At 38.4% G+C, this 19,865-nt stretch carries 17 protein-coding genes, 1 pseudogene and 1 riboswitch; of the genes and pseudogenes, 6 read left to right on the top strand and 12 right to left on the bottom strand.

What is annotated here, in order from left to right; genetic code table 11:
• The first annotated feature begins 126 nt into the window (after positions 1-126).
• Positions 127-600, top strand: coding sequence for a hypothetical protein (locus AC3WLU_RS21270; RefSeq protein ID WP_492597868.1), 474 nt, complete (start codon positions 127-129; stop codon positions 598-600).
• A gap of 715 nt (positions 601-1,315) precedes the next feature.
• Here AC3WLU_RS21270 and AC3WLU_RS21265 read toward each other — a convergent pair.
• Genes AC3WLU_RS21265 through AC3WLU_RS21255 form a run of 3 tightly spaced genes read right to left on the bottom strand, consistent with a single transcriptional unit; the run spans position 1,316 to position 4,983 of the window.
• A complete protein-coding gene (locus AC3WLU_RS21265) occupies positions 1,316-2,404 on the bottom strand; it encodes a Ger(x)C family spore germination protein (protein ID WP_492597867.1) in 1,089 nt (362 codons plus the stop codon).
• The gene (locus AC3WLU_RS21260; RefSeq protein WP_492597866.1) at positions 2,401-3,486 is read right to left on the bottom strand and encodes a GerAB/ArcD/ProY family transporter; all 1,086 of its coding nucleotides are present in this window, start codon (positions 3,484-3,486) and stop codon (positions 2,401-2,403) included. Before AC3WLU_RS21260 ends, AC3WLU_RS21265 begins: the two co-directional genes overlap by 4 nt.
• 21 nt (positions 3,487-3,507) lie before the next feature.
• Positions 3,508-4,983: a spore germination protein gene (locus AC3WLU_RS21255; protein ID WP_492597865.1), complete on the bottom strand. Its 1,476-nt coding sequence runs from the start codon at positions 4,981-4,983 to the stop codon at positions 3,508-3,510.
• Positions 4,984-5,354: 371 nt separating this feature from the next.
• Positions 5,355-5,533, top strand: a riboswitch (Lysine riboswitch).
• A gap of 133 nt (positions 5,534-5,666) precedes the next feature.
• Here AC3WLU_RS21255 and dapA point away from each other — a divergent pair.
• Complete coding sequence (gene dapA, locus AC3WLU_RS21250) at positions 5,667-6,563, top strand: 4-hydroxy-tetrahydrodipicolinate synthase (protein ID WP_364280741.1); 897 nt, start codon at positions 5,667-5,669, stop codon at positions 6,561-6,563.
• Positions 6,564-6,691: 128 nt separating this feature from the next.
• Positions 6,692-7,654, top strand: a complete 963-nt coding sequence (locus tag AC3WLU_RS21245; RefSeq protein ID WP_492597864.1) for a D-2-hydroxyacid dehydrogenase — start codon at positions 6,692-6,694, stop codon at positions 7,652-7,654.
• A 304-nt stretch (positions 7,655-7,958) separates the two neighbouring features.
• On the opposite strand, the gene AC3WLU_RS21240 is transcribed toward AC3WLU_RS21245, so the two are convergent.
• The 8 genes from AC3WLU_RS21240 to uraD all read right to left on the bottom strand — a co-directional run bounded on the left by AC3WLU_RS21240 (position 7,959) and on the right by uraD (position 14,649).
• Positions 7,959-8,717 (bottom strand): carbon-nitrogen hydrolase family protein, encoded by a 759-nt coding sequence (locus tag AC3WLU_RS21240; protein ID WP_413004976.1) that lies wholly within the window; start codon positions 8,715-8,717, stop codon positions 7,959-7,961.
• A 224-nt stretch (positions 8,718-8,941) separates the two neighbouring features.
• On the bottom strand, positions 8,942-9,853 hold the full coding sequence (locus tag AC3WLU_RS21235; protein ID WP_413004978.1) for a VanW family protein: 912 nt from the start codon (positions 9,851-9,853) through the stop codon (positions 8,942-8,944).
• Positions 9,854-9,896: 43 nt separating this feature from the next.
• Entirely contained in the window at positions 9,897-10,751 is an 855-nt protein-coding gene (locus tag AC3WLU_RS21230; protein ID WP_492597863.1) for a hypothetical protein, read from the bottom strand.
• 277 nt (positions 10,752-11,028) lie between these two features.
• Positions 11,029-11,436 carry a DUF1259 domain-containing protein gene (locus AC3WLU_RS21225; protein WP_413010304.1) on the bottom strand — a complete coding sequence of 136 codons (408 nt, stop codon included), beginning with the start codon at positions 11,434-11,436 and terminating at the stop codon, positions 11,029-11,031.
• A 789-nt stretch (positions 11,437-12,225) separates the two neighbouring features.
• The gene (gene tpx, locus AC3WLU_RS21220) at positions 12,226-12,765 is read right to left on the bottom strand and encodes a thiol peroxidase (protein ID WP_492597862.1); all 540 of its coding nucleotides are present in this window, start codon (positions 12,763-12,765) and stop codon (positions 12,226-12,228) included.
• Positions 12,766-12,795: 30 nt separating this feature from the next.
• Positions 12,796-13,155, bottom strand: coding sequence for a hydroxyisourate hydrolase (uraH, locus tag AC3WLU_RS21215; protein WP_492597861.1), 360 nt, complete (start codon positions 13,153-13,155; stop codon positions 12,796-12,798).
• Positions 13,155-14,138, bottom strand: coding sequence for a factor-independent urate hydroxylase (pucL, locus tag AC3WLU_RS21210; RefSeq protein WP_053536436.1), 984 nt, complete (start codon positions 14,136-14,138; stop codon positions 13,155-13,157). Before pucL ends, uraH begins: the two co-directional genes overlap by 1 nt.
• A gap of 13 nt (positions 14,139-14,151) precedes the next feature.
• On the bottom strand, positions 14,152-14,649 hold the full coding sequence (uraD, locus tag AC3WLU_RS21205; RefSeq protein WP_492597860.1) for a 2-oxo-4-hydroxy-4-carboxy-5-ureidoimidazoline decarboxylase: 498 nt from the start codon (positions 14,647-14,649) through the stop codon (positions 14,152-14,154).
• A 241-nt stretch (positions 14,650-14,890) separates the two neighbouring features.
• Between uraD and AC3WLU_RS21200 the strand changes: the two genes are divergently transcribed.
• A complete protein-coding gene (locus tag AC3WLU_RS21200) occupies positions 14,891-16,078 on the top strand; it encodes a PucR family transcriptional regulator (protein WP_492597859.1) in 1,188 nt (395 codons plus the stop codon).
• A 111-nt stretch (positions 16,079-16,189) separates the two neighbouring features.
• Here AC3WLU_RS21200 and AC3WLU_RS21195 read toward each other — a convergent pair whose 3' ends face one another.
• Positions 16,190-17,377, bottom strand: coding sequence for a PucR family transcriptional regulator (locus AC3WLU_RS21195; RefSeq protein ID WP_413004987.1), 1,188 nt, complete (start codon positions 17,375-17,377; stop codon positions 16,190-16,192).
• A gap of 247 nt (positions 17,378-17,624) precedes the next feature.
• On the opposite strand from AC3WLU_RS21195, the gene AC3WLU_RS21190 reads away from it, so the two are divergent.
• Both AC3WLU_RS21190 and AC3WLU_RS21185 read left to right on the top strand, forming a co-directional pair.
• Positions 17,625-18,965: a nucleobase:cation symporter-2 family protein gene (locus AC3WLU_RS21190; protein WP_413004989.1), complete on the top strand. Its 1,341-nt coding sequence runs from the start codon at positions 17,625-17,627 to the stop codon at positions 18,963-18,965.
• Positions 18,966-19,381: 416 nt separating this feature from the next.
• Positions 19,382-19,735, top strand: a pseudogene (locus AC3WLU_RS21185) (CatB-related O-acetyltransferase); the annotation flags it as partial.
• Positions 19,736-19,865: the final 130 nt, after the last annotated feature.

Genomic DNA, 19,865 nt, shown 5'->3' with positions numbered 1-19,865 from the left:
TTACGATTCACGAAACATTACGTAGAAATATTCATGGGCGAATACGATAAAGGCAGGGATTCTAGTAAATTTGTACAAGCATGTTTTGTTTTATCTCATATATATAGTAGAAAAGGAGTGATATTTATGAATTCAAGTAATGATTTTTTATGCCGTCATAATCCATTCTGCGGTCATAGTTCATCCTGCCATGATAAGTCATCCTGCTGTGATAAGTCATCCTGCCATGATAAGTCATCCTGCTGTGATAAGTCATCCTGCCATGATAAGTCAACCTGCTGTGATAAGTCATCCTGCTGTGATAAAGCAAAGGACAAAGGGCATAAACAAAAAAGATCTTCGCCAATCGGACAAGCATGTCAGACCCGACAACAAATAAGTGAGTTTTTAAGGACTTCCATCATTGGTTCAATCATTGGATTCACTACAACCGCAGAACCATTTACACCTATATTTGTAGAGTTACGCAGTTTTGATGCTGTTACCGGGCAAGTGATAGTTACTGACAGAGCAATGGGTAATTTCACTATTAGCCTTTCATCTATTTGTTCCGTTAAAACGATTTGTCCCGCTACAACGCAACCGATGTTTAATGCTTAAGACTTTATAGAGGATTGGGAAAAACTTAAAAACTCCCCTAAGGGAGATGGGGGTCAGGAAGTTCTGAATGACTCCTTCATATTCTTCTCTATTCCAAGCAGGGTATAAATTGTCTCAGAAGACAAACTCGATGAAAATCGAGTTTGTCTATTTTTATGGCTTGTACAATTTGGACGTTGATGGGAACGTAGGGCACTCGCTTTCCGCGGGCGGTCGGCCCTCGGCTTTCGCTTGCGGGGTCTCCCCTAGACGCGCTTTTCTAAGCAGCATCTCGTACACCCGCTCCAATCAACTTTGTCTTACCTTTTAGATAGAACACTTTTGCCTGGAGTCATTTTTGTTTTAAAATAGAAGTATTAAAACTTGAGGTGATGAGGATGCTTTCTAAACATGATTCTATTCAGCGAGATCAACTTGAAATATTACTTTAGATCAACTGGTGCCACCGAACCATTTGGTTCGTAAAATGGAGGCTGCCATTGACTTCACTTTTAATACTTTAATTGCGTCTTACTTTTTCAGCAAAATGTAGTGGTGGTTCAAGGGATTTTTAGAATAATTAGATACATAGACTGCAGATGGAAATTCATAAAATAATTTTCAGCACAAAAAAAAAGCATCCTGTAAATGATGCTGATATTTTAAAAATCAACTCCCTATTAAGAAGAACTCCTGTCGCTTTATTTTCCCTAATAAACCGCAACTCCGTTTACTCCTATTCCACAACGCCCGATTCTAAAATTTCAACTTTAGCATTCACATTTATCGGGATAGAAGTATACATTTCATCCCATTTTTTCTTATCCCAGCTTCTAGTCCTCGTGCGTACTTGTTCGCCAATCCCCAGGGGATCAACATGTAGTTTTTGAAAATTCCTCACTAATTTTTCCGAGCGTTCCTTCACATCTTTGGACATTTTATCTTCTATAATTTTAATCATTTTAGGAGTTACTTCATCACCTGTATATTCTCGCAATATTGCCTTTATCTCAAGATCGATCGTTATAGGAGTATCTGTCATCGGCTTTGAAATCTTATAAGACCTTTTAGTTTTTATATTGTTGACGGAAGCAAATTCTCTCCCTTCAATTTTTGTAGAGAACCCTTCCTTGCTTGTTGTATTTTCATATAGCATTTTGAAAATAACATTTTCACGGCTCGTAGTCTGATACACGTATTCCCCTTTACTATTAAACATGGCATTTCCTTTAATATAAACTTTCCCATCCAATGCTTTTACGATAGGTAAGAATGGGTCCATTCCTTCAGAGTAATGAGCATACAAAAAAAGATGGAGGTTAGTTCTAGGCAGCATACCCGTTTTTATATTTTGCTCAATTGTATTAGATAAATAAATTCCTTTATCTATGTTGCCAAACTGGGGGCTTAACACATCCTTTGAACTTCCTTCGACAATGCCGAGTTTTAAAGTAGTTCCAATTGAAGGGTCTCTGATTAATGTATCGATTAGATAGAATATCCCTTGTTTCGCAAGCCTTTTTTCGTATAAGACCACCTCTAATTTCCCACTAAAGATGGGTCTTTCAGATTGCTGATTCATCTCATCTCGCACGTCTTTACTAAGTGATGATTTCGAACTATAGGTAATATTTTTAATGGTTTTATCAGGATAATAAAGAGGTGTTACAGCGATAGCTTCGAAATGAGTCTTATCGACATAATCATATCCGATGGCTGTTGCCAAATTTATTTCATCGAGAACTTTGCTATCCACCCCCATGCAGCCTGAGAGAACACTAATTAAAAGAAGTATCAGGGCCATTTTCGCGAATAAAACTCTCATTTCTTATCTTCCTTTTTATTTGACATGACAGTGGATAAACACACCAGAAATAAGACATAAGGAATTTCCAAAACCAAACCTAAATTTGAAATGTAATCCACATATTGATTAATCATTCCCCTGCCTTTAATCAGATTTGTCATCACAACCAATAAAATCAATAGTAGAGCATAAATTGTTTTCTGCTTCATTTTAAAGTATTGTGAAATCCCCCTTGCCGAAACCCACATATAGAGACATACACTAGGTACTAAAACTAAGACCCATGTAGCGATACCTATGTACTCAAACCGTTCAACGAAAGGCATTTGTACAATTCCCCAAAAGGACAAAGTTGCCCAAATATATCTACTGATTTGGTCTTCACTGTAATACCCTATTGTCAGGATCGTTAGGCATAAATAAAGGAAAACAGAAGTAAGATTTCCTAGTTGCGCCCACTTTTGTGTACTTTTACGATGCTTAACTAATGGATAATACATCATTAAAGTGGAAACGCCTAAATAGCTATATGACATTTGCTTAGATGCAAGGGCCATGTCTTTAAGAGAATGATCCCAAATGGGCAATAGGTTGCGAAAATGTGTGAATTCCAGCGGGAAATAAAAAGTTAGAATTAAATAAGAAGGGATACTGATCCCTAAAAAGCAAATACCGGCGACCACTCTAAACCCACCTAAAACCACATAATAAATTAATAAAGCAAATATGGAGGTCACCATCCATGTGTTAATTTGGGGGAATACCCATGATTGAACGATTTCAAGATAAGATCTTAAAACAGAAATACCCACCATCAGCCAATACAGTATCCAGATGATATTTAGTAAACCGCCAAGCCACTTTCCAAAAAGTCGTTTCTGTATGCCTATTAAGTCCATATCGTGGCGATTTAATAGCTTGTACATGCCCCAAATACCCAAAGAAAAGACTACACCGCTTATAATGACCGCCATCCAAGCATCATGGCCAGCAGATTGAATAATTATCCTTTGAAATCCCAGGACCCCTACACCTATCTGAATTTTAACGATTAAAAAATAGACTAGAAATGGTGAGATTTGATCACTTTTATCGTTCATGTAAGAAACCTCCACTCTCACTTAGTCTTTAGAATCTTCCTTGGGTTCTAACCGAACAGTGTCTTCCGTCTGAACCTCAATTGGACGTTTAGCCTGAAGAAAAAATGGTAAACGAATCAAGGCATCCCGCATATCATAAATCCTTGGCGGATATAATGGTTCAAGAAATGGCCTCCCTAAGGAACTTATCCTCAGTAAATGCACAAGCAAAAAACAAAAACTGATAGCTATACCCAATAATCCTAAAAAATAAGCCATGAGTAGGAGAGGAAATCGAATTAAGCGAATGGTATTACCCATTTGATAAACAGGTGTAGTAAAAGAACCAAGAGCCGACAATGCAACAAGAATTAATAATACATTACTCGTTAGCCCTGCCTCAACAGATGCCGTCCCAATTACAATACCACCTACGATACCTATTGTTTGACCTACTTTAGTCGGCAGTCTAGCTCCTGCCTCCCTGAGAAGTTCGATGGCTAATTCCAAGATTAATGCTTCTAAAATCGGTGGAAATGGAATTCCGCTACGAGAAATCACAAGCGTACTTACTAAATCCTTTGGGATCAACTCATAATGATAAGTGAGAACTGCGACATATATGGGGGTCATTAGGATGGAAAACAATACAGCAAAAAAACGAATAAGCCTAAAGAATGAGGCAATCGTCCAGTTGAGAAAATAATCTTCGAATGCCGCAAAGTATTCAAAGAATGTGGAGGGCCCAAGTAAGCCATGTGGAGCTCCATCCACCAAGATCACTACTTTGCCTTCTCCTAGTACCGCAGCCAATCGATCAGGTCGTTCCGTATCGATAAATTGAGGAAAAGGAGAATTTTTATTATCTTCAATCATTTGTGAAATATAGGAGCTATCAATTATTTGGTTAACCCTTAAATCAGATATGCGCTGTATGACGGTTTCTACATTCTCCTTATTTGCAATTCCTTCTATATGAAGCACAGCTACTCTTGTTTTGGATAACTTCCCAACAATAATTTCTTCAACAGCAAGTTCTGCAATTGGAAGCCGTTTTCGGATTAAATATAAATTCGTATCAAGTGATTCGACCAGTGCCTCTTTCGGACCGACAACACTGAACTCTACCTCTGGCAGTGTAACTTGCCTCGAAGTGTTATTTGCTGCTTTAACTAAAACTGCTTGATCAGATTGATTATTTAATGTTATGGCTATATAACCCATTAACAGCTGACTTTGTAATTCAGCAGGATCTTTTGTAAAAACAAGCCCCTCTATTGGCAAGTTGTGTACAAGCTCCTCCAGAGTTGAAGAATTTGTATGTAAAAAAGGAAGGAGGTCTCTATGCATTATATCTTTATCAATTAATGTATCGAAAAAGGATACACAGTATATTTCATTTTCAAAATTGAGTGTAAAGCTTGTGAAGTCCTTGGACTTTTGCAGATGTTCGAGTACATCAGTGAAGTCTGTAGATTTATGATTTTCTTGCTTTTTAAAGAATGAATATCTTTTCAATAGACTCCACTCCTTTGATTGTAAGATATGGATATTATTAACGAATGGTAGGATTTTATACGCACGAATACTTAGTTGAAATTACTGATTAAAATTAGCGGCCAACTGTAATTTTCAATAAATTTATCAGTGAGTTTTAATCTGATAAATGAAAAAGAATCATTAAAGGGAGTTGTATTGTCTACTACTCCCTCGTCCATTGAATATTTATTCAGCCTATAACGAATAAAAAGATGAATCCACCCCAATACTCTAGCCATCTTCATAGATTTCTAGCATTCTTAAAAAACTTCATAATTAGGCTTGCAACAGAATGGATTCCCTGTTATATTACAATCAATTAAATATTTTCTTACTTCAAATTTTTTTGAAGTGAGGATAGAGGAGCAAAGACCATTAGTACACATTTTGAGGAGAATGAGATCCTATGACTATTGTGGAAAGGGGAATTTGCCGAAGCGGAAAGAATCTCATGTTCTTGAAGCTGGTTCTGCTATTGAATAAATACAGGACTGTCATATAGGAAACTATATGGAGGGCTATCTTATGCGCGGAAACATTTTTTGGTAAATATTGTTTCTACTGCAGCAGCGAATCCTCGTTGTTGCTTTTTTGCGTTTACTCCTGAATGGCCCTAACCACCTCTGAATATTTTTAAAAATTATACAAAAGGGTGTGAAGTTATGAATTTTGGCCAAGTTTTAACCGCAATGGTTACCCCGTTCAATCATAATGAAGAGGTTGATTTTAATGCTACGAGAACTTTAGTAAACCATTTGATTGCTAATGGTTCTGATGGATTAGTAATAGCTGGTACAACTGGAGAGTCCCCTACCTTAACTCAAGAAGAGAAAATAGATTTATTCAAATTTGTTGTAGATGTTGTTGATGGAAGAGTTCCAGTCATAGCTGGAACCGGCTCAAATAACACGAGAGCTTCCATCAGCTTAACAAAGCAAGCAGAGGCAGCAGGAGTCGACGGAATCATGCTCGTCACCCCCTACTATAACAAGCCGTCCCAAGAAGGACTATTTCAGCACTTTAGCGCTATAGCCCATTCAACATCATTACCGGTAATGCTTTATAATATTCCAGGTCGAAGTGTTGTAAACATGTCAGTGGAGACGATTGTCAGCCTCTCAAAAATCAACAATATCGTGGCAGTAAAAGAAGCAAGCGGTGACTTGGATGCCATGGCACAAATCATAAGCAAAACAACTAGTGATTTTACTTTGTACAGCGGCGATGATGGGTTGACATTACCGGTTTTAGCCATCGGTGGAACAGGCGTTGTTTCGGTTTCTTCACACATAATCGGTAATGAAATGCAAGAAATGATCAATAGCTTTAAAAATGGTGATGTCCTTGGCGCTGCCGCTGCACATCGTACACTTCTTCCAATCATGAAAGCATTATTTGCTGCACCAAGCCCGGGACCAGTAAAATCAGCATTAAATATGCGGGGGTTACATGTTGGAGGTGTCCGCTTACCATTGATCCCTTTAAACGATGAAGAAGAAAGAGCACTGCAAATAGTTCTGCAGCCTAGTAACGCAGAAGCCATTTTATTAAATAAATAAAACTAATGATTCTGGAGAAATTTTAAAAAGCAGTGCATACTCGAAAGAAATGCACTGTTTTTTTATCCATGTACGACTCAGGAGAAAGAATTTATACTATATATAAAGAATCAATAAGGAGAGAGCCAATGGGGGGTACACACAAACCAAACATTCTTGTATTTAGTCCTATTCAGTCAGAGGTCGATGCTTATGCTGATCATATCCGAAATAGTGGGTTTATATCGGTAAAGACAGCGAAAACTTTGGAGGAAGCAGAAAAATATTTACCCGGCACTGAAGTTATTTTGGGATGGAATTTCCCGACGCAATTACTAAGTAAACCAGTTGCCTCATCTGTTCGCTGGTTTCAATCAATGGGAGCCGGGGTCAATGATTTGATTGCAGACAAATCGATACCTCAAAACATTACAATAACTCGAATTATTGACCAATTTGGTGCTTACATCTCTGAATATGTATTTTCGTTTCTCTTGGACATAGTGAAAGACGGTCCTCGGATGAGACAATCGCAATTGGAGCGGAGATGGGATCCTTTCATTTCTGAAACTCTAAAGGGGAAAACAATCGGGGTGGCTGGACTTGGATCGATTGGCGCTGAACTTGTACGTAAAGCCCGGGCATTTGATATGAATGTGCATGGGTTAAGCTTTAGTGGAAAACAAGCAACACTCGTGGATCTCCACTTTACTCCAGATCAATGGGGTGAATTTGTAAAAGATCTGGATTATTTGGTCCTGACCCTTCCTTTAACGGATTCCACTTATCATATCATTAACCAGGACCTTCTTTTAGCGATGAAGTCCAACGCTTACCTTATCAACGTTGGCCGCGGAGCACTGATAGATGAGGGGGATTTACTATCTGTCATGCGGGAAGGACATCTTCAGGGAGCGGTCCTCGATGTTTTTGAGACAGAACCGTTGCCAAAAGAACATGCCTTCTGGTCCATGCCCAATGTGTTTGTCACTTCCCACCTGTCAGGGCCAAGTACGATTAACGAAGTGAGCAGCTTTTTCATAGAAAATTTAAGTCGATTTTCAAGTGAACAACCATTAAGTGGAATGGTAGATCGGAACCGGGGGTATTAAACCCGATTAGAATTGTTGTTATTTGCTTGCAATTATTTATTGAAAAGGCCGCATTCTTCAACGGAGGAATGCGACCTACAAACTAAAAGTGAATAATTTGATTTTTTTCAAGGATTATTGAAAGTGGATTTTCATTTGTTTAGCTTTATCTCCCTCTTACAAATCAAAAACCCTCACAAGAGATAGGCTTTTTTCGATGGAGTTACCGTGTGGCTATGTACCACCATCCATTTGTTATCTCCTCATGTATCGTTCCATAAGAAACTGGCGCACCCTTTATCAACAAGAGTTGGTGCAGTTCTCATTATATGTAATCGATGTCGAAATGAGTCGATAGTAAATCCATGCTTTGTAAATCCCATTCAAAGGTAAGTATGGCTGATTGTTTTGATTTATGAGTCAGGAGGGGTACACCATTTTTTATGATCATGCTTTCTGCATCCCAAAACCGGACCGTTTCGTCTTCGCCAGTACGATTACAGACTATTACGGGCAGCCCTGTTTCTAGTGACCTTTGTTCCCATTCACCCTCCGGACCATGTAATCCGGGACCCCAAGAAGACGGTGCAAGTAATATTTCTGCTCCTTTTTCAGATAAGGTGCAAGCAATATCTTTGTTATATGCGTCTGCACAAATCATAATACCAACCTCAACATTTTCTGTTTTTATTGGCTCCAATACTTCCCCTGATGCTGACCAATCATCAATAACACTGATTTTTCTCTGTTTACCTATTAAATGACCTTTTTTATCTATGACAAACACAGAATTATACAACTCTCCGTCACTGCCTTTTTCAGGGCAGCCCAAAAATACAGTACTTTTCAAATTCTTTAGTTTACTGCCCAAATTATTCATCCAAGCATCAGGTTGCTTGTTAATCCATCCAGTCCCAATCTTATGATTGAATTGAAGTCCGCTTACACATAGTTCGGGTGTTATAATCCATTCGGCATCATTATTTGCTGCACTATGAATGGCTTGTTCAATTAGTTTTTGGTTATGCTCCACATCACCAGCGATAGGCAATAGGTGCAGTAAAGCTATTTTTATTTTCCCCATAGTGATCTCCTAAACATCAACTTATATTATGGTCATGCTTGTAATGATTGTAGCATGGACATGAATTGGCTTGTTCAAGTAATCTGTCCCGAAAAAGAAAAAGCTGTTTCCTCCCCCATCTCTAAACAAGCCTTTGCTCCAATGAGCAAAGGCCGTTTTTACGAGTTTCTTCTATAATATAAACCAAATTTGCCTAAGGTGCCCCCATTCGTATACGTGTACTTTTACGAACGAATAATTTGTTCTTTGGATATCTGCTTTGAAGCATCGGGAATCTTTCGTATTTTATAATTGATCATATCTGAAGAGTAAACCTTGATACTCACCGTTCCTCCTTGGATTGTAGCCCGGATCAGGATCGGTTGATTGTACTTGTTTTTAAAACTAAAATCAGGCCCATACCAGCTTACTGTAGCATCGCGGCCAGATGGAACATACGGAACGCTCCTTGTATGGGAATAGCGTTGAACCGTTTGCAACCCTGCATTGTCGATAGCATTAAACAAGGTGGATGAAACCTGGCAAATCCCTCCGCCAATCCCTTCAGAAAACTCTCCTTTAACGATAACCCGAGCGAGCAAATATCCTTTTTCCACTGACCTCTTGCCAACAACTTGGTTAAAAGAAAAGACCTCTCCTGGAAACACGACATAATTATTAATGGCTTCTGTAGCAAGTGAGATATTATTTGAACGATTTTTATTGTTCACATTAAAATAGGTTCTATATTCACCTATCTTTTTTTCACGAATTTCCGCAAGCATTTCACTGTCAACCTTTGGATGAATAGCAAGCAAAGGTACTTCTAGTTTGTATGATCTACTACTGTACAAAAAGGAATGAAATTGTTCTTTAAAGGCTTGATGGTATAGCTTGTAACCTACCCGCCCAGGTAGAATATTACCTTGCTTGTCCATTGTGGCATTTACAGGTTTTTGGTAAACTTGCCGGTCTATTTTTTCGACAAATTGATTGTATTTATCCACGTCCAACATAGGAACATCCAGGTAGGGCATCGTAATATCAGCATGGTTGACACTGGCAATCGTTTGTCCTTGGTGGGTTACCAATAAGCTTTCTGAAATATTCACTGGTTGAACGAATAGCAAAAGTCCGGCAATCCATGTTAATCTCATTGAATGCACCTCCTGGGTTGGTTTCCTTGAACATTCACAATTTTCACCTCAAGTCTTCATAAATTGCATCTTGATCAATAAACCACCGATCAGGCAAACTCTCCTTGCGGATCATAAAATGCATAACCTTTTTTTCTTTGCCTTCTTTCTTCTTATAAATAGCTACTTGAACGGGTACATCCACGAGAAATAGACCATTTAGCTGTTCAGGCGGTTGTCTTAAAGGATCAACCACTCCAAAATATGTAATATCTTTAACAAGTTTATTGACACGGTTAGGGTGACTCGGATTTGATAAGGTCATTGCTAATAATTCCTGATTTCCTTGATTAATGGCAATGGTGAAAATACGTATAAGTTCATAAGGATTCACGGTTTGTATATAATCATCAAGCTTACCAGCGGCTTTCAATATCATTAATTTATGAGAAAGATCTTCGTTTTTCAAACGATGCGTAATACTTCCAGAGAAATGAACACAAAAATGACCTGAAAAACCATTTGGAAGAGCACCAGCACCATGTGGCATTCCGTGCATGGATGCAGCAATCATTTGATTATTGATTAATACAATAATGGCTCTTCTATTCCAACTCCATTTATTATTATAAATTTTCTTCATGATTTGAGTATCTTCTTTGGTTAATGGCTGTACATCGGCATGATGGCTGCCTGCCCTTCGTTGTACCTTAAATGATAAACCAGTTTCAATATCGATTATGGTGAAATTTGTTTTATCAGGAATAATGTTGTTTACAATCTCCCAAGGTAACATCTCAATTTTAAAACTTATAGGTCCTTCTTCATCTTCCCATTCCATGGCATAGACCGACTGATCGACCATTAAGACAAATATAAAAATAGCGATAATTACTTGATATAATTTATTGTTTTTCATTTGACCTCTCCTGCATTTTTTCTTATTATTTCAGGACATAATAAATTGAATACCTTTGAAAATTTGGAAATTCTTCAAATTAAGCTAAAAAGGCTCAGACATGCTAGTAATGATGTTCTAATATGTACTTTTGATATCCCTAATCCGGTAACTTAAAAACTGCACAAGATGCCATGCGGCCTGCTCCGAAGAAAAATAAAAGACATGATATACAAAAAAGAAAACATCAGTGGGATTGATAATCTCACTGATGTAAGGCTTGCCTCTTATAGTCTGACTACACTTTTAATACTCTAAATGCATCTCTAACTTTTTTAGCAAAATCTAGTGGTGGTTCAATCGATTCAAAGTGCATATACATTGCCCGAGGTTCTTCAAATAACCAGTGATTATGAAGAGAAGTAACTAAAATGTCCCTTTTTCTAAGTTCAGTTAATAACGGGTTAACTTCTTCTTGTAAAAGAACTGTTTCCCCTAAATTTAACGCATTCCCCCTACTATCAACATTTTCAAACGTAAAAAATTGCGGATTGACTAGTGGAGATTGCGTTCTGCGATCAAGTATTGTGAATCTAATATTACGAAACTTTTGCACCAAGCATACTCCTTCTGGAGTAATCATTCCGTCTCCGCCTAAAATTCTTGCAAATTCCTGACATAATCTTCTTCGTTTTTCCGAACTCATGAAAAATCCCCTTTCAAAAAAAATTTTCCACATGCTAAATTCACGATTATTATATTCAGCTTTTATGAGGATATTAGTTTAAAATCCTCAACTTCTAATAATCTAGGTTATATGAACATGAAAATCCCTTCAGGTTTTGTTCTGAAGGGATTTTTGTAGAGTATTATGATACATGTACTAAAGATGCTTAGATTGATAAATTGATATGGGAACAATGAAAGGCTCTCACCTTCAACAAGAAATAAAAGAAGGCAAGGGCTTTTTAACTTTTATTTATTAAACCACTGATCATTCTTAAGTGGGAATGGATATGACCAGAAGAGTTTTTTTAAAAGAAAATGGTACCCTCGATAGATTTTGCCATTCGCTGATGTAGAAAATATCATTGCAGGGGCTGTTTGTTGTATCATCAAGAAATTGAAGTGGCAGGAGCTGAGATGACGGATTTCAGGAGTTTACACGTATACTTATTTCTATTTCAGGTGTTTCTAGCATTGTTATATTAATTAGTAAGAGAAAAACATAAAAAGAGCACTCCCTCAAATAAGGAAGCGCTTCCATATTATATAAAGCTATTGGACTTTCATTATAGCATGATTACCATTCAAATAAAAGGAATTAATGTTTAATTATAGTAACTATATTTTGACATTAGAAAGAGACCTGGATAAGTCACTGGAAAACTACTAATTTAATTCAGTATCAACAAAAGACCGTCCAGCTTTTGAAAATCCGACGGCCTTGCGGAAAATAGATTGTACTTTTACTATCCTTCGTGAGGGAAAATCTTTATTTAGCTGCACCAGCTTTATTTATCACTTCCTTCGCTACCTGCAATGCGGATTCATAATCTGCGTGATCCGTGACTTCCGGTACATATTCCACATACTTAATGGTTCCTTCTTGATTTATTACAAATACTGCCCTGCATTCCAATCGTTGTTCTTTCATATACGTTCCATATGCAGTACCAAATGACAAATCAAAGTGATCAGAGTGAATGGTTATAGCTTCGACATTACTTTCTTTGCACCATCTTGCTTGAGCAAAGGGAAGGTCTGCGCTGATAGCCAACACCGCTACATCATCACCCATTTTGCTTGCTTCTTCATTTAAGAGCCTTGTTTGTAAGTCACATACACCAGTATCAAGCGAAGGAACAGTCGTGATGATGCATGTCTTATTTTTATAGTCTGTTAAATGTACTTTACGGCGGTCATTTGTTAATAGTGTGAAGTCAGGGGCCATATCCCCCACTCTTAGTTCAGGACCAATCAAGGTCACTGGATTCCCGCCTAAAGTCACTGCACCAGTACGCTCATGTGCCAAATTGAACCCTCCAACTCTCTTACTGATTTATTAGCTTCCTCGGTAGGTGCTATATCCTCCCGGAGCAACAAGCAGAGGAACATGATAATGTTCTTCATTACTTTCTATTCCAAAACGAAGTGGGACCTTATTTAAAAATGGCCTTATATTTGGATCATTCGCACCATCATTGAAATATTCCCCGACATAAAAGACAAGCTCATACTCACCTGGTTTGAGATCATCTCCTTGAAGAAGCGGTTCATCCACTCGCCCATCTTTGTTTGTACAGACCTCTTTTATGAAAGAATGGTCTCCCTGTTCTGCTATGGCCCAAAGTTCTATCTTCATCCCTTTTGCCGGCAGACCTTTAGAGAGGTCTAAAACATGTGTGGTCAGCTTACTGTCCATTATCGGGAAGCCCCTACAGTTGAATCAGCTGCCTTTTTTTGTTTAACGTCTTCTTGTGTAACGACAAAGCCTTGGAAGCCAAACGGAGGACGTGGTTCCTGATAAACACTTCCTTCTGAATTCGGAATGGTTTCCACAACGGTTTCCCAGGTACGATTATTGGTTTTAAATTGAACATTCGCCAGCTGAGGGAAACGTTCCAGAATCCTAATGCCAATATGATAAATGAGCTGCTGTATCGAACGGTTATTCAGTTCATGGAACACTGTGTTTGCAATATCACAAATTTGTTCCGCTGCTACATATTTTTCTGGATCCGCTCCAGTGCCATCCTCCCAGCGGCTATATTCCCAATCGAAATCCAAGTAGATAAATAGTGGACGATCCTGAGCTTCTGGCAATGTGGTGTATTCATCTTGAATAAATCCATAAAAAGAGCTTCCTTTAACCTTGATTAAATGGACATCAACTATTCCACTTGAATGCTTAACGATTTTGCTTCCGGTAGGTGTCCTTTTGACTTCGATTGTAGTGGTAGCCCTTTCATTTCTGGAACATCGATAGACAACATCACTATTTTCATGTCCTTCCCCTTTTGGAACGAGTACATGATCGAAGGGAACTTCAGTTGCTGTCAGTTCCACTGCATCTATGTGGCTATACTTATCAAGGAAAACTTCACATATGAACTTTAAAAATCCTTCCGCCGTATTTCCTTGATAATTGGCCGCCTGGCGATGAATGATGTTTTTCATGGAATCCGTTGCAACCACCAAGCTATTATCTCCTTCCGTAAAAGAAGATAAAAAAGCTTCCCCTTTTAGAGAAATCTGGCAATTGAATCCGAAAATAGTATTATCTCTTTCTGTGAAACTTGATTCCGGTATTTTCCTCAGACCTGTAAGAGGCTGCACAAAAGTCCTGTATACAAATACATCCCCTTTACCGTAATACATCGTTCTGTTTTCATTTTGAGCTGTCATATTATTCCTCCTCCTATTTTATAAAATCAGATAACCTGTGGCTGGCGATTAAGTGGATTTGCTTGATGGCTTCCTTAAGTTCATTTTCCTGATCCAAACCAATCCTTCTTTTCATCTCTGCCTTTATCACCGTTTTATCGCTGCCACGGACAGCAAATATGAACGGAAATCCAAACTTTTCTTTATACTGATTATTTAGCGCATGAAATTCTTCATATTCATCCGGAGAAAGCGAATTCAAACCGGCTGCGGATTGTTCTTTAACTGATGCTTCAGCCATATCAATCCGGGCTGCTAAGTCCGGGTGAGACTTGATTAATTGGAGCTGTTCCGATAATGAGGCATTTTGCACAACTACTTCCATTTTCTGTTTTAGGTCCTCTACGGAAATGAATGGCTTGTACTCCCATGAACGCTCTGCTATCCATGGAGAATGTTCATATACCCAACCTAACTTTTCGATGAATTCCGCCTTGTTCAACTCATTAATGCTATTAAGGTCAGATATCAAAACGGGCCCTCCCTTCTTCCGATTATTTTTTTATAATTCAAAACATTCTTAACTTAATTGAATTATATACGTGCGTTCATTTATAGGTCATTAGCTGAAAAAGCTAATATTTTTCCAACCCCTTTGTGCTTACCGCACTCACCTTTTAAAGAACAGGCCATCTTAATAGCTTAGATCCAGTTGCCAATATTCAAAAAATTAGTTAAATTAGAGAAAAAAGGCACAGCGAAGGGGACCTATCATGCATTTAACGATGATTGATGCATTAAAATTACCACAGATCAAACAATGCCAAGTGGCAGCTGGCATGCAGGGACTTAATAGAGAAATAGAATCCATCAATAGCTTTGATGCTCCTGATGTGCTTTCCTGGTTAAAGCCAAATGAATTGATTCTAACAACCGGATACTTATTTCAAGATAATCCGCAACAATTAGACCAATTCGTAATCGAATTGGCAAAAATGAATTGTTCAGGATTGTTCATCAAACTGGAGGAAATTCCGCAAACCACCATCAGCATTGCCAATATGGCCAATTTGCCTATTCTCAAAATCCCCCCTGAGTTTTCGCTATCAGATATCATGTCTCCCCTGCTTCGTGAAATAGTGACGAGACAGAATGAACAAAAAGGGCAAAGTTATAGCATGGAGGATATTTCCGGAGTTGGTGCCGAAAATTTAAGTTACGGGATTTTAGGAATGACTGAGGACAAATCCAGCTTCCAACAAATTACTGGGGGCTTCATATGTACGGTTTTACCTTTAACGCTGCAATGGAATCAAAGGAATGATTCCAATACTTATAAACAGCTTATCAAGACAATTGAAACATTAACCGAGCAATATAAAATCGATAAGCTCATAAGGAATATCAAGGGCAGTCTAGTTATCATTTATCTGGATACCATCCCCCTAGGGAACACCCGCTTTTATTCACAAGTCACCCAGATAAGCCAACAGATTATCTCTACTTTGTCTACACACCTGCCAATGGAACCTACACTGGGAGTCGGTAACTATCATACAGGTATTAATAACCTGGCCAATAGCTTACAGGAAGCTTTACAATCTATTGATTTGGGAAAACGATTGAACCCAGGAAAGGAAATTTCCGGCTATAAAGAATTAATAACATTTAAAATTCTGCAGTATGCTCCAAAAAATGTGCTCATGGATATTGTTACAGGTAATTTAGCACCGCTTAAGGACCATGACGATGAAACCCAGTCTGATCTGATCAAAACCTTGGAGGCATATTTGCAATGCAATCTTCGACCAGCTGAAACGGCCAGAAAAATGGGGGTACACCGAAACACTATCCATTTTCGAATTAAAAGCATAAAAAAACTATTAGGAATGGAATTAAGCAATGATGATCTGTTCACTTTAAAACTTGCCCTATATGCCAAACGTCTGCTGGATAATTGATAAGAAATGGCCGATACAAATGAAAAACTGCCAGGGATCCTTCATTCCCTGGCAGTTTTTCATGGGCAGTAACACTTGATTTCCTATTCCTTCAAATCATGCTTCCTTTACCTAGTCATGTAATAATAACTTCGCAGCCTTTATACTAAACTGCAATTTAAAAGCAATATCCCTCGATTTTAAATCAACTCCCAATAAGTCTTCAATTCTAGACAAACGGAACTTTACAGTATTTCGATGCACAAACAAAGCCCGTGCCGCATCTTCTATTCTCCCTCTTGAAAATAGATAGGTTTCCAGCGTTTTTAACAACTCCCCCTCATTTTCCCTATCATATACAATAATCGGCTGAATCATGGATAGCACGTATTGAGTTATGGCATCCTTAGGGATTTGGTTTATTAGATCTTCAACTTCAACGCTTGCGTAATCATTGATATTAGTCGGGTTGACCCTCGAGCCAAGTTGAATGGCCTTTTTAGCTTCAATAAACCCTTCTTTCATATTGTAGAATTCTTTTTTCACCTTGCTTAACCCCATGGATAGTGAAGTGCCAGGATTATCTTTGGATATAAGACCTTCTAAAAGGATGGCAATTCTTTGAGCCTGCATAAACAGGTGTTCATCAGTCACCATCCCTTTCCCTTGCAGGATAATCAATTGACCATCGAAGTCGATATTCCAATACTTGAAATCTTCCCTTTCCGTTTGGCTTAATTTCTCCAACATTCTGCCAATTGGAAAGAATGAATCCGCTTCTTCTTTCGTTCCGTTTATTAAGAGCAGAATATATGGCCTATCGGGATTAAAGCCAAATTCCTGTAATTGGGGGATAAAAGATGAACTCCTATTATCCCCATTCAAAAGAGAATGAAAAACTTCAACACTTCCTTTTCCATTGTTTTTCACTTTCTCCTTATTAACAAGTTCATATGTAAAGCTGAATAATAAGTCGGATAAAGGCATTTCATAAGGAATCTCCAGCAGTGGGAAATTGTACTTGTTCGCTTCTTCCACCATTCCAGGAGGAATCGTAGAAAGAAACCGCTTAATCTTGATAGCTAATCCAGCACTTCCTCTTTTCGACAATTCCCTAACAAGATTGATTTGAGCATTCAGGTCATCCTTAAACACATAACCGGTTGTCAGCAGGAGTTCCCCTCGTTTAATCCATGATATATCCGGATGATCCATTATACTTACTGAATTAATTACCCGAGTTAACCCTTGACTTCCTCCAATAACTTCCACTTGGTTTAGGGCAGGAAGTTTCAAAGCTTTTTCGATCGTTAAATACATATTTCTCCCCCTATTCTTCTTAATTATATACAGAATGAACTAGAATGAATATTCATATTTTTCCAAAAAATAGTCTTGATTTAGCATTATGGCGGTGATAATATAAAAATACACCGATTTTGTAAATAGCGTTTCTTAATAAGCAACAACAAAACCATCCATAAGGAAGTATTTACAAAATCACAAGGAGGCGATTTCGTTACATTCATATAATTGGAAAGTCGTGACTAATTAAAAGGGGGCAAACATGGAAAAATTGAGCAAACTAAACACGTTATTGTTAGGTTTACAGCATGTTTGTGTAATGTATGGAGGAGCGGTAGCTGTTCCACTAATCGTCGGTCCTGCAATCGGGTTGACACAAGGACAGATCATATACCTGATCTCGTTTGATTTACTCGCCTGCGGGATAGTCACCTTGCTTCAAGTTATTGGCGGTAAAGGATTTGGTATAAGATTACCTGCTTTAATGGCTGTTTCTTTTATCGTGGTCGAGCCAGTAATAGCCATAGGATCGGTCCATAGTATAACCGGGGTTTTAGGCGCAGTTATGGTATCCGGAATAATTGTTGCCCTTTTATCAGGAGTAATCGGTAAATTAATACCCTATTTCCCACCAATTGTTGCAGGGTCCGTCATATTAATCATAGGCGTGTCATTAATGCCAGTTGCCATGAAAAATGCAGCGGGCGGAGTCGGTTCCCCCACCTTTGGAGATCCTATGAATCTAATGCTAGCCTGTTTTACACTAGTGAGTTTCCTTTTATTGAATACACTTACCAAAGGTTTCTTGAAAGCGGTTTCAGTTCTTTTCGCCATGATTCTCGGCACTATATTGGCTGGTTTTTTAGGTATGGTCGATACCTCTGGCTTTACAGAGGCCAGCTGGTTTACAATGGTGACTCCTTTTTATTTTGGGGTACCTACCTTCGACCTTTCATCTATTATCACCATGACAATCATATCTTTAATCATAGCTGTGGAAAGTATAGGCGTCTTTTTGACACTCGGGGAAGTATGCGGGAAGGAAATAACCGAAAAAGATGTGGAAAAGGGCCTTCGTGCAGAAGGAATAGGGAGCTTCATAAGCGGTATCTTCAACTCTTTCAACCATTCTACCTTCTCACAGAATGTTGGCTTGGTCTTGCTGACAAAGGTAACTCAGCGCTCGGTAGTAGTCACGGCAGGTTGTATCCTAATCTTTCTAGCTTTTGTGCCTAAGGTTGCCGGTCTTACGACAATGATCCCTTTACCCGTTCTGGGCGGGGCCATGATACCAATGTTCGGCATGCTTCTATCTGCAGCTTTGGGGATGATAGCCAAAGCGGATTTAAGCAAACCTTCCAATCAATTGACGATTGCACTTGGGATAGGAGTCGGTCTGGCAGTCAAGGGGGTCCCGGAAGCATTCGATAAATTCCCGGAAACAGTCCAATTAATATGTGGAAACGGAGTCGTGATGGGTACAATAACACTGGTTGTTTTAAATGCCATCCTGAATGGAAAAACAAATCCATCCATTACACACCATCATTCCATACCCGAAATTCAACCAAGCATGAGCCAGAATATTAATATCCACCCTTAGAAAGTAGCGGACAAGGCAATTCTCTAAGGGTGTCTAGTTGGCTAGGTTCTCCAACACTTTTAATTATAACCTTATTCAGGGAATTTTCAAACAAATAATACAAGCACCTTGAACAGCCTATTTAATAGGTAAGCAAGGTGCTTTTTTTTACTTAATTATGGCTCTTCAACTTGTTTCATTTGAAAAGAGAGCGATATAACCCTCCAAAGTTTGAAGTCAATCCCGAAATTCCCGACCTTTTTCGAATCTACATTCAAGGGGTCCCTTAAATTTTATTTTTTTGCAAAGTCTGATTCCGTGGGGTGTCATTGACAAATTTTCCGCATAAAAAAATTGAAATTCGGGGTGGTTCTGGAGAGCTTTAAGCTTAACCTTCTTAGCTTATTAGGGGGTAATGGAGGTAGGCCCTCTGCAACTTCAACATTTTTGGACACGAATGGGAAAAGTATACGCAAACGTTAGACCAGTTGCCGTTTAAAGGCAATACCATTATTGGAAATGATGTTTGGATAGGAATGGATACTGTCATAAAAATCTGAGATGGTGCAATTGTAGCCGCCAAATCGGTTATTACCAAAGATGTGGAACCTTACACCATCGTTGGAGGGAATCCCGAAAGGAAACTTAAAACCCGCTTCTCAAAAGAAATCATTAACGAACTGCTGGAAATTAAATGGTGGGATTTAGATATTGATATCATCTTTGCTCATATTGATGTGAGAGTAAATGGGGATATGGAAAGTCTAAGAACCTTAAAAAATAAAAGATGACAATGCATCAACTTCAGAGAATCCGATTCTTGTACCACAAATAAATGGAGGGAAAATCACTTTTTATAATAGAATGATTCCATTGACTATATTAAGATCGCTTTTTAACCATGGCATTGTAAAAGATTTA

This window comes from Peribacillus sp. FW305-BF15 (assembly GCF_058783805.1).
Note: the sequence above shows the minus strand (reverse complement) of the source record. Positions and strands in the feature narration are given on the sequence as shown.

Bases quoted from the DNA above. Each gene is read 5' to 3' on its own strand.
- dapA (WP_364280741.1), top strand. From the start codon at position 5,667: ATGAATTTTGGCCAAGTTTTAACCGCAATGGTTACCCCGTTCAATCAT.
- AC3WLU_RS21260 (WP_492597866.1), bottom strand. From the start codon at position 3,486: ATGAACGATAAAAGTGATCAAATCTCACCATTTCTAGTCTATTTTTTA.
- AC3WLU_RS21265 (WP_492597867.1), bottom strand. From the start codon at position 2,404: ATGAGAGTTTTATTCGCGAAAATGGCCCTGATACTTCTTTTAATTAGT.
- AC3WLU_RS21240 (WP_413004976.1), bottom strand. From the start codon at position 8,717: ATGGGGAAAATAAAAATAGCTTTACTGCACCTATTGCCTATCGCTGGT.
- AC3WLU_RS21270 (WP_492597868.1), top strand. From the start codon at position 127: ATGAATTCAAGTAATGATTTTTTATGCCGTCATAATCCATTCTGCGGT.
- AC3WLU_RS21225 (WP_413010304.1), bottom strand. From the start codon at position 11,436: ATGAGTTCGGAAAAACGAAGAAGATTATGTCAGGAATTTGCAAGAATT.
- AC3WLU_RS21230 (WP_492597863.1), bottom strand. From the start codon at position 10,751: ATGAAAAACAATAAATTATATCAAGTAATTATCGCTATTTTTATATTT.
- AC3WLU_RS21200 (WP_492597859.1), top strand. From the start codon at position 14,891: ATGCATTTAACGATGATTGATGCATTAAAATTACCACAGATCAAACAA.
- uraH (WP_492597861.1), bottom strand. From the start codon at position 13,155: ATGGACAGTAAGCTGACCACACATGTTTTAGACCTCTCTAAAGGTCTG.
- AC3WLU_RS21195 (WP_413004987.1), bottom strand. From the start codon at position 17,377: ATGTATTTAACGATCGAAAAAGCTTTGAAACTTCCTGCCCTAAACCAA.
- AC3WLU_RS21245 (WP_492597864.1), top strand. From the start codon at position 6,692: ATGGGGGGTACACACAAACCAAACATTCTTGTATTTAGTCCTATTCAG.
- pucL (WP_053536436.1), bottom strand. From the start codon at position 14,138: ATGACAGCTCAAAATGAAAACAGAACGATGTATTACGGTAAAGGGGAT.
- AC3WLU_RS21235 (WP_413004978.1), bottom strand. From the start codon at position 9,853: ATGAGATTAACATGGATTGCCGGACTTTTGCTATTCGTTCAACCAGTG.
- AC3WLU_RS21190 (WP_413004989.1), top strand. From the start codon at position 17,625: ATGGAAAAATTGAGCAAACTAAACACGTTATTGTTAGGTTTACAGCAT.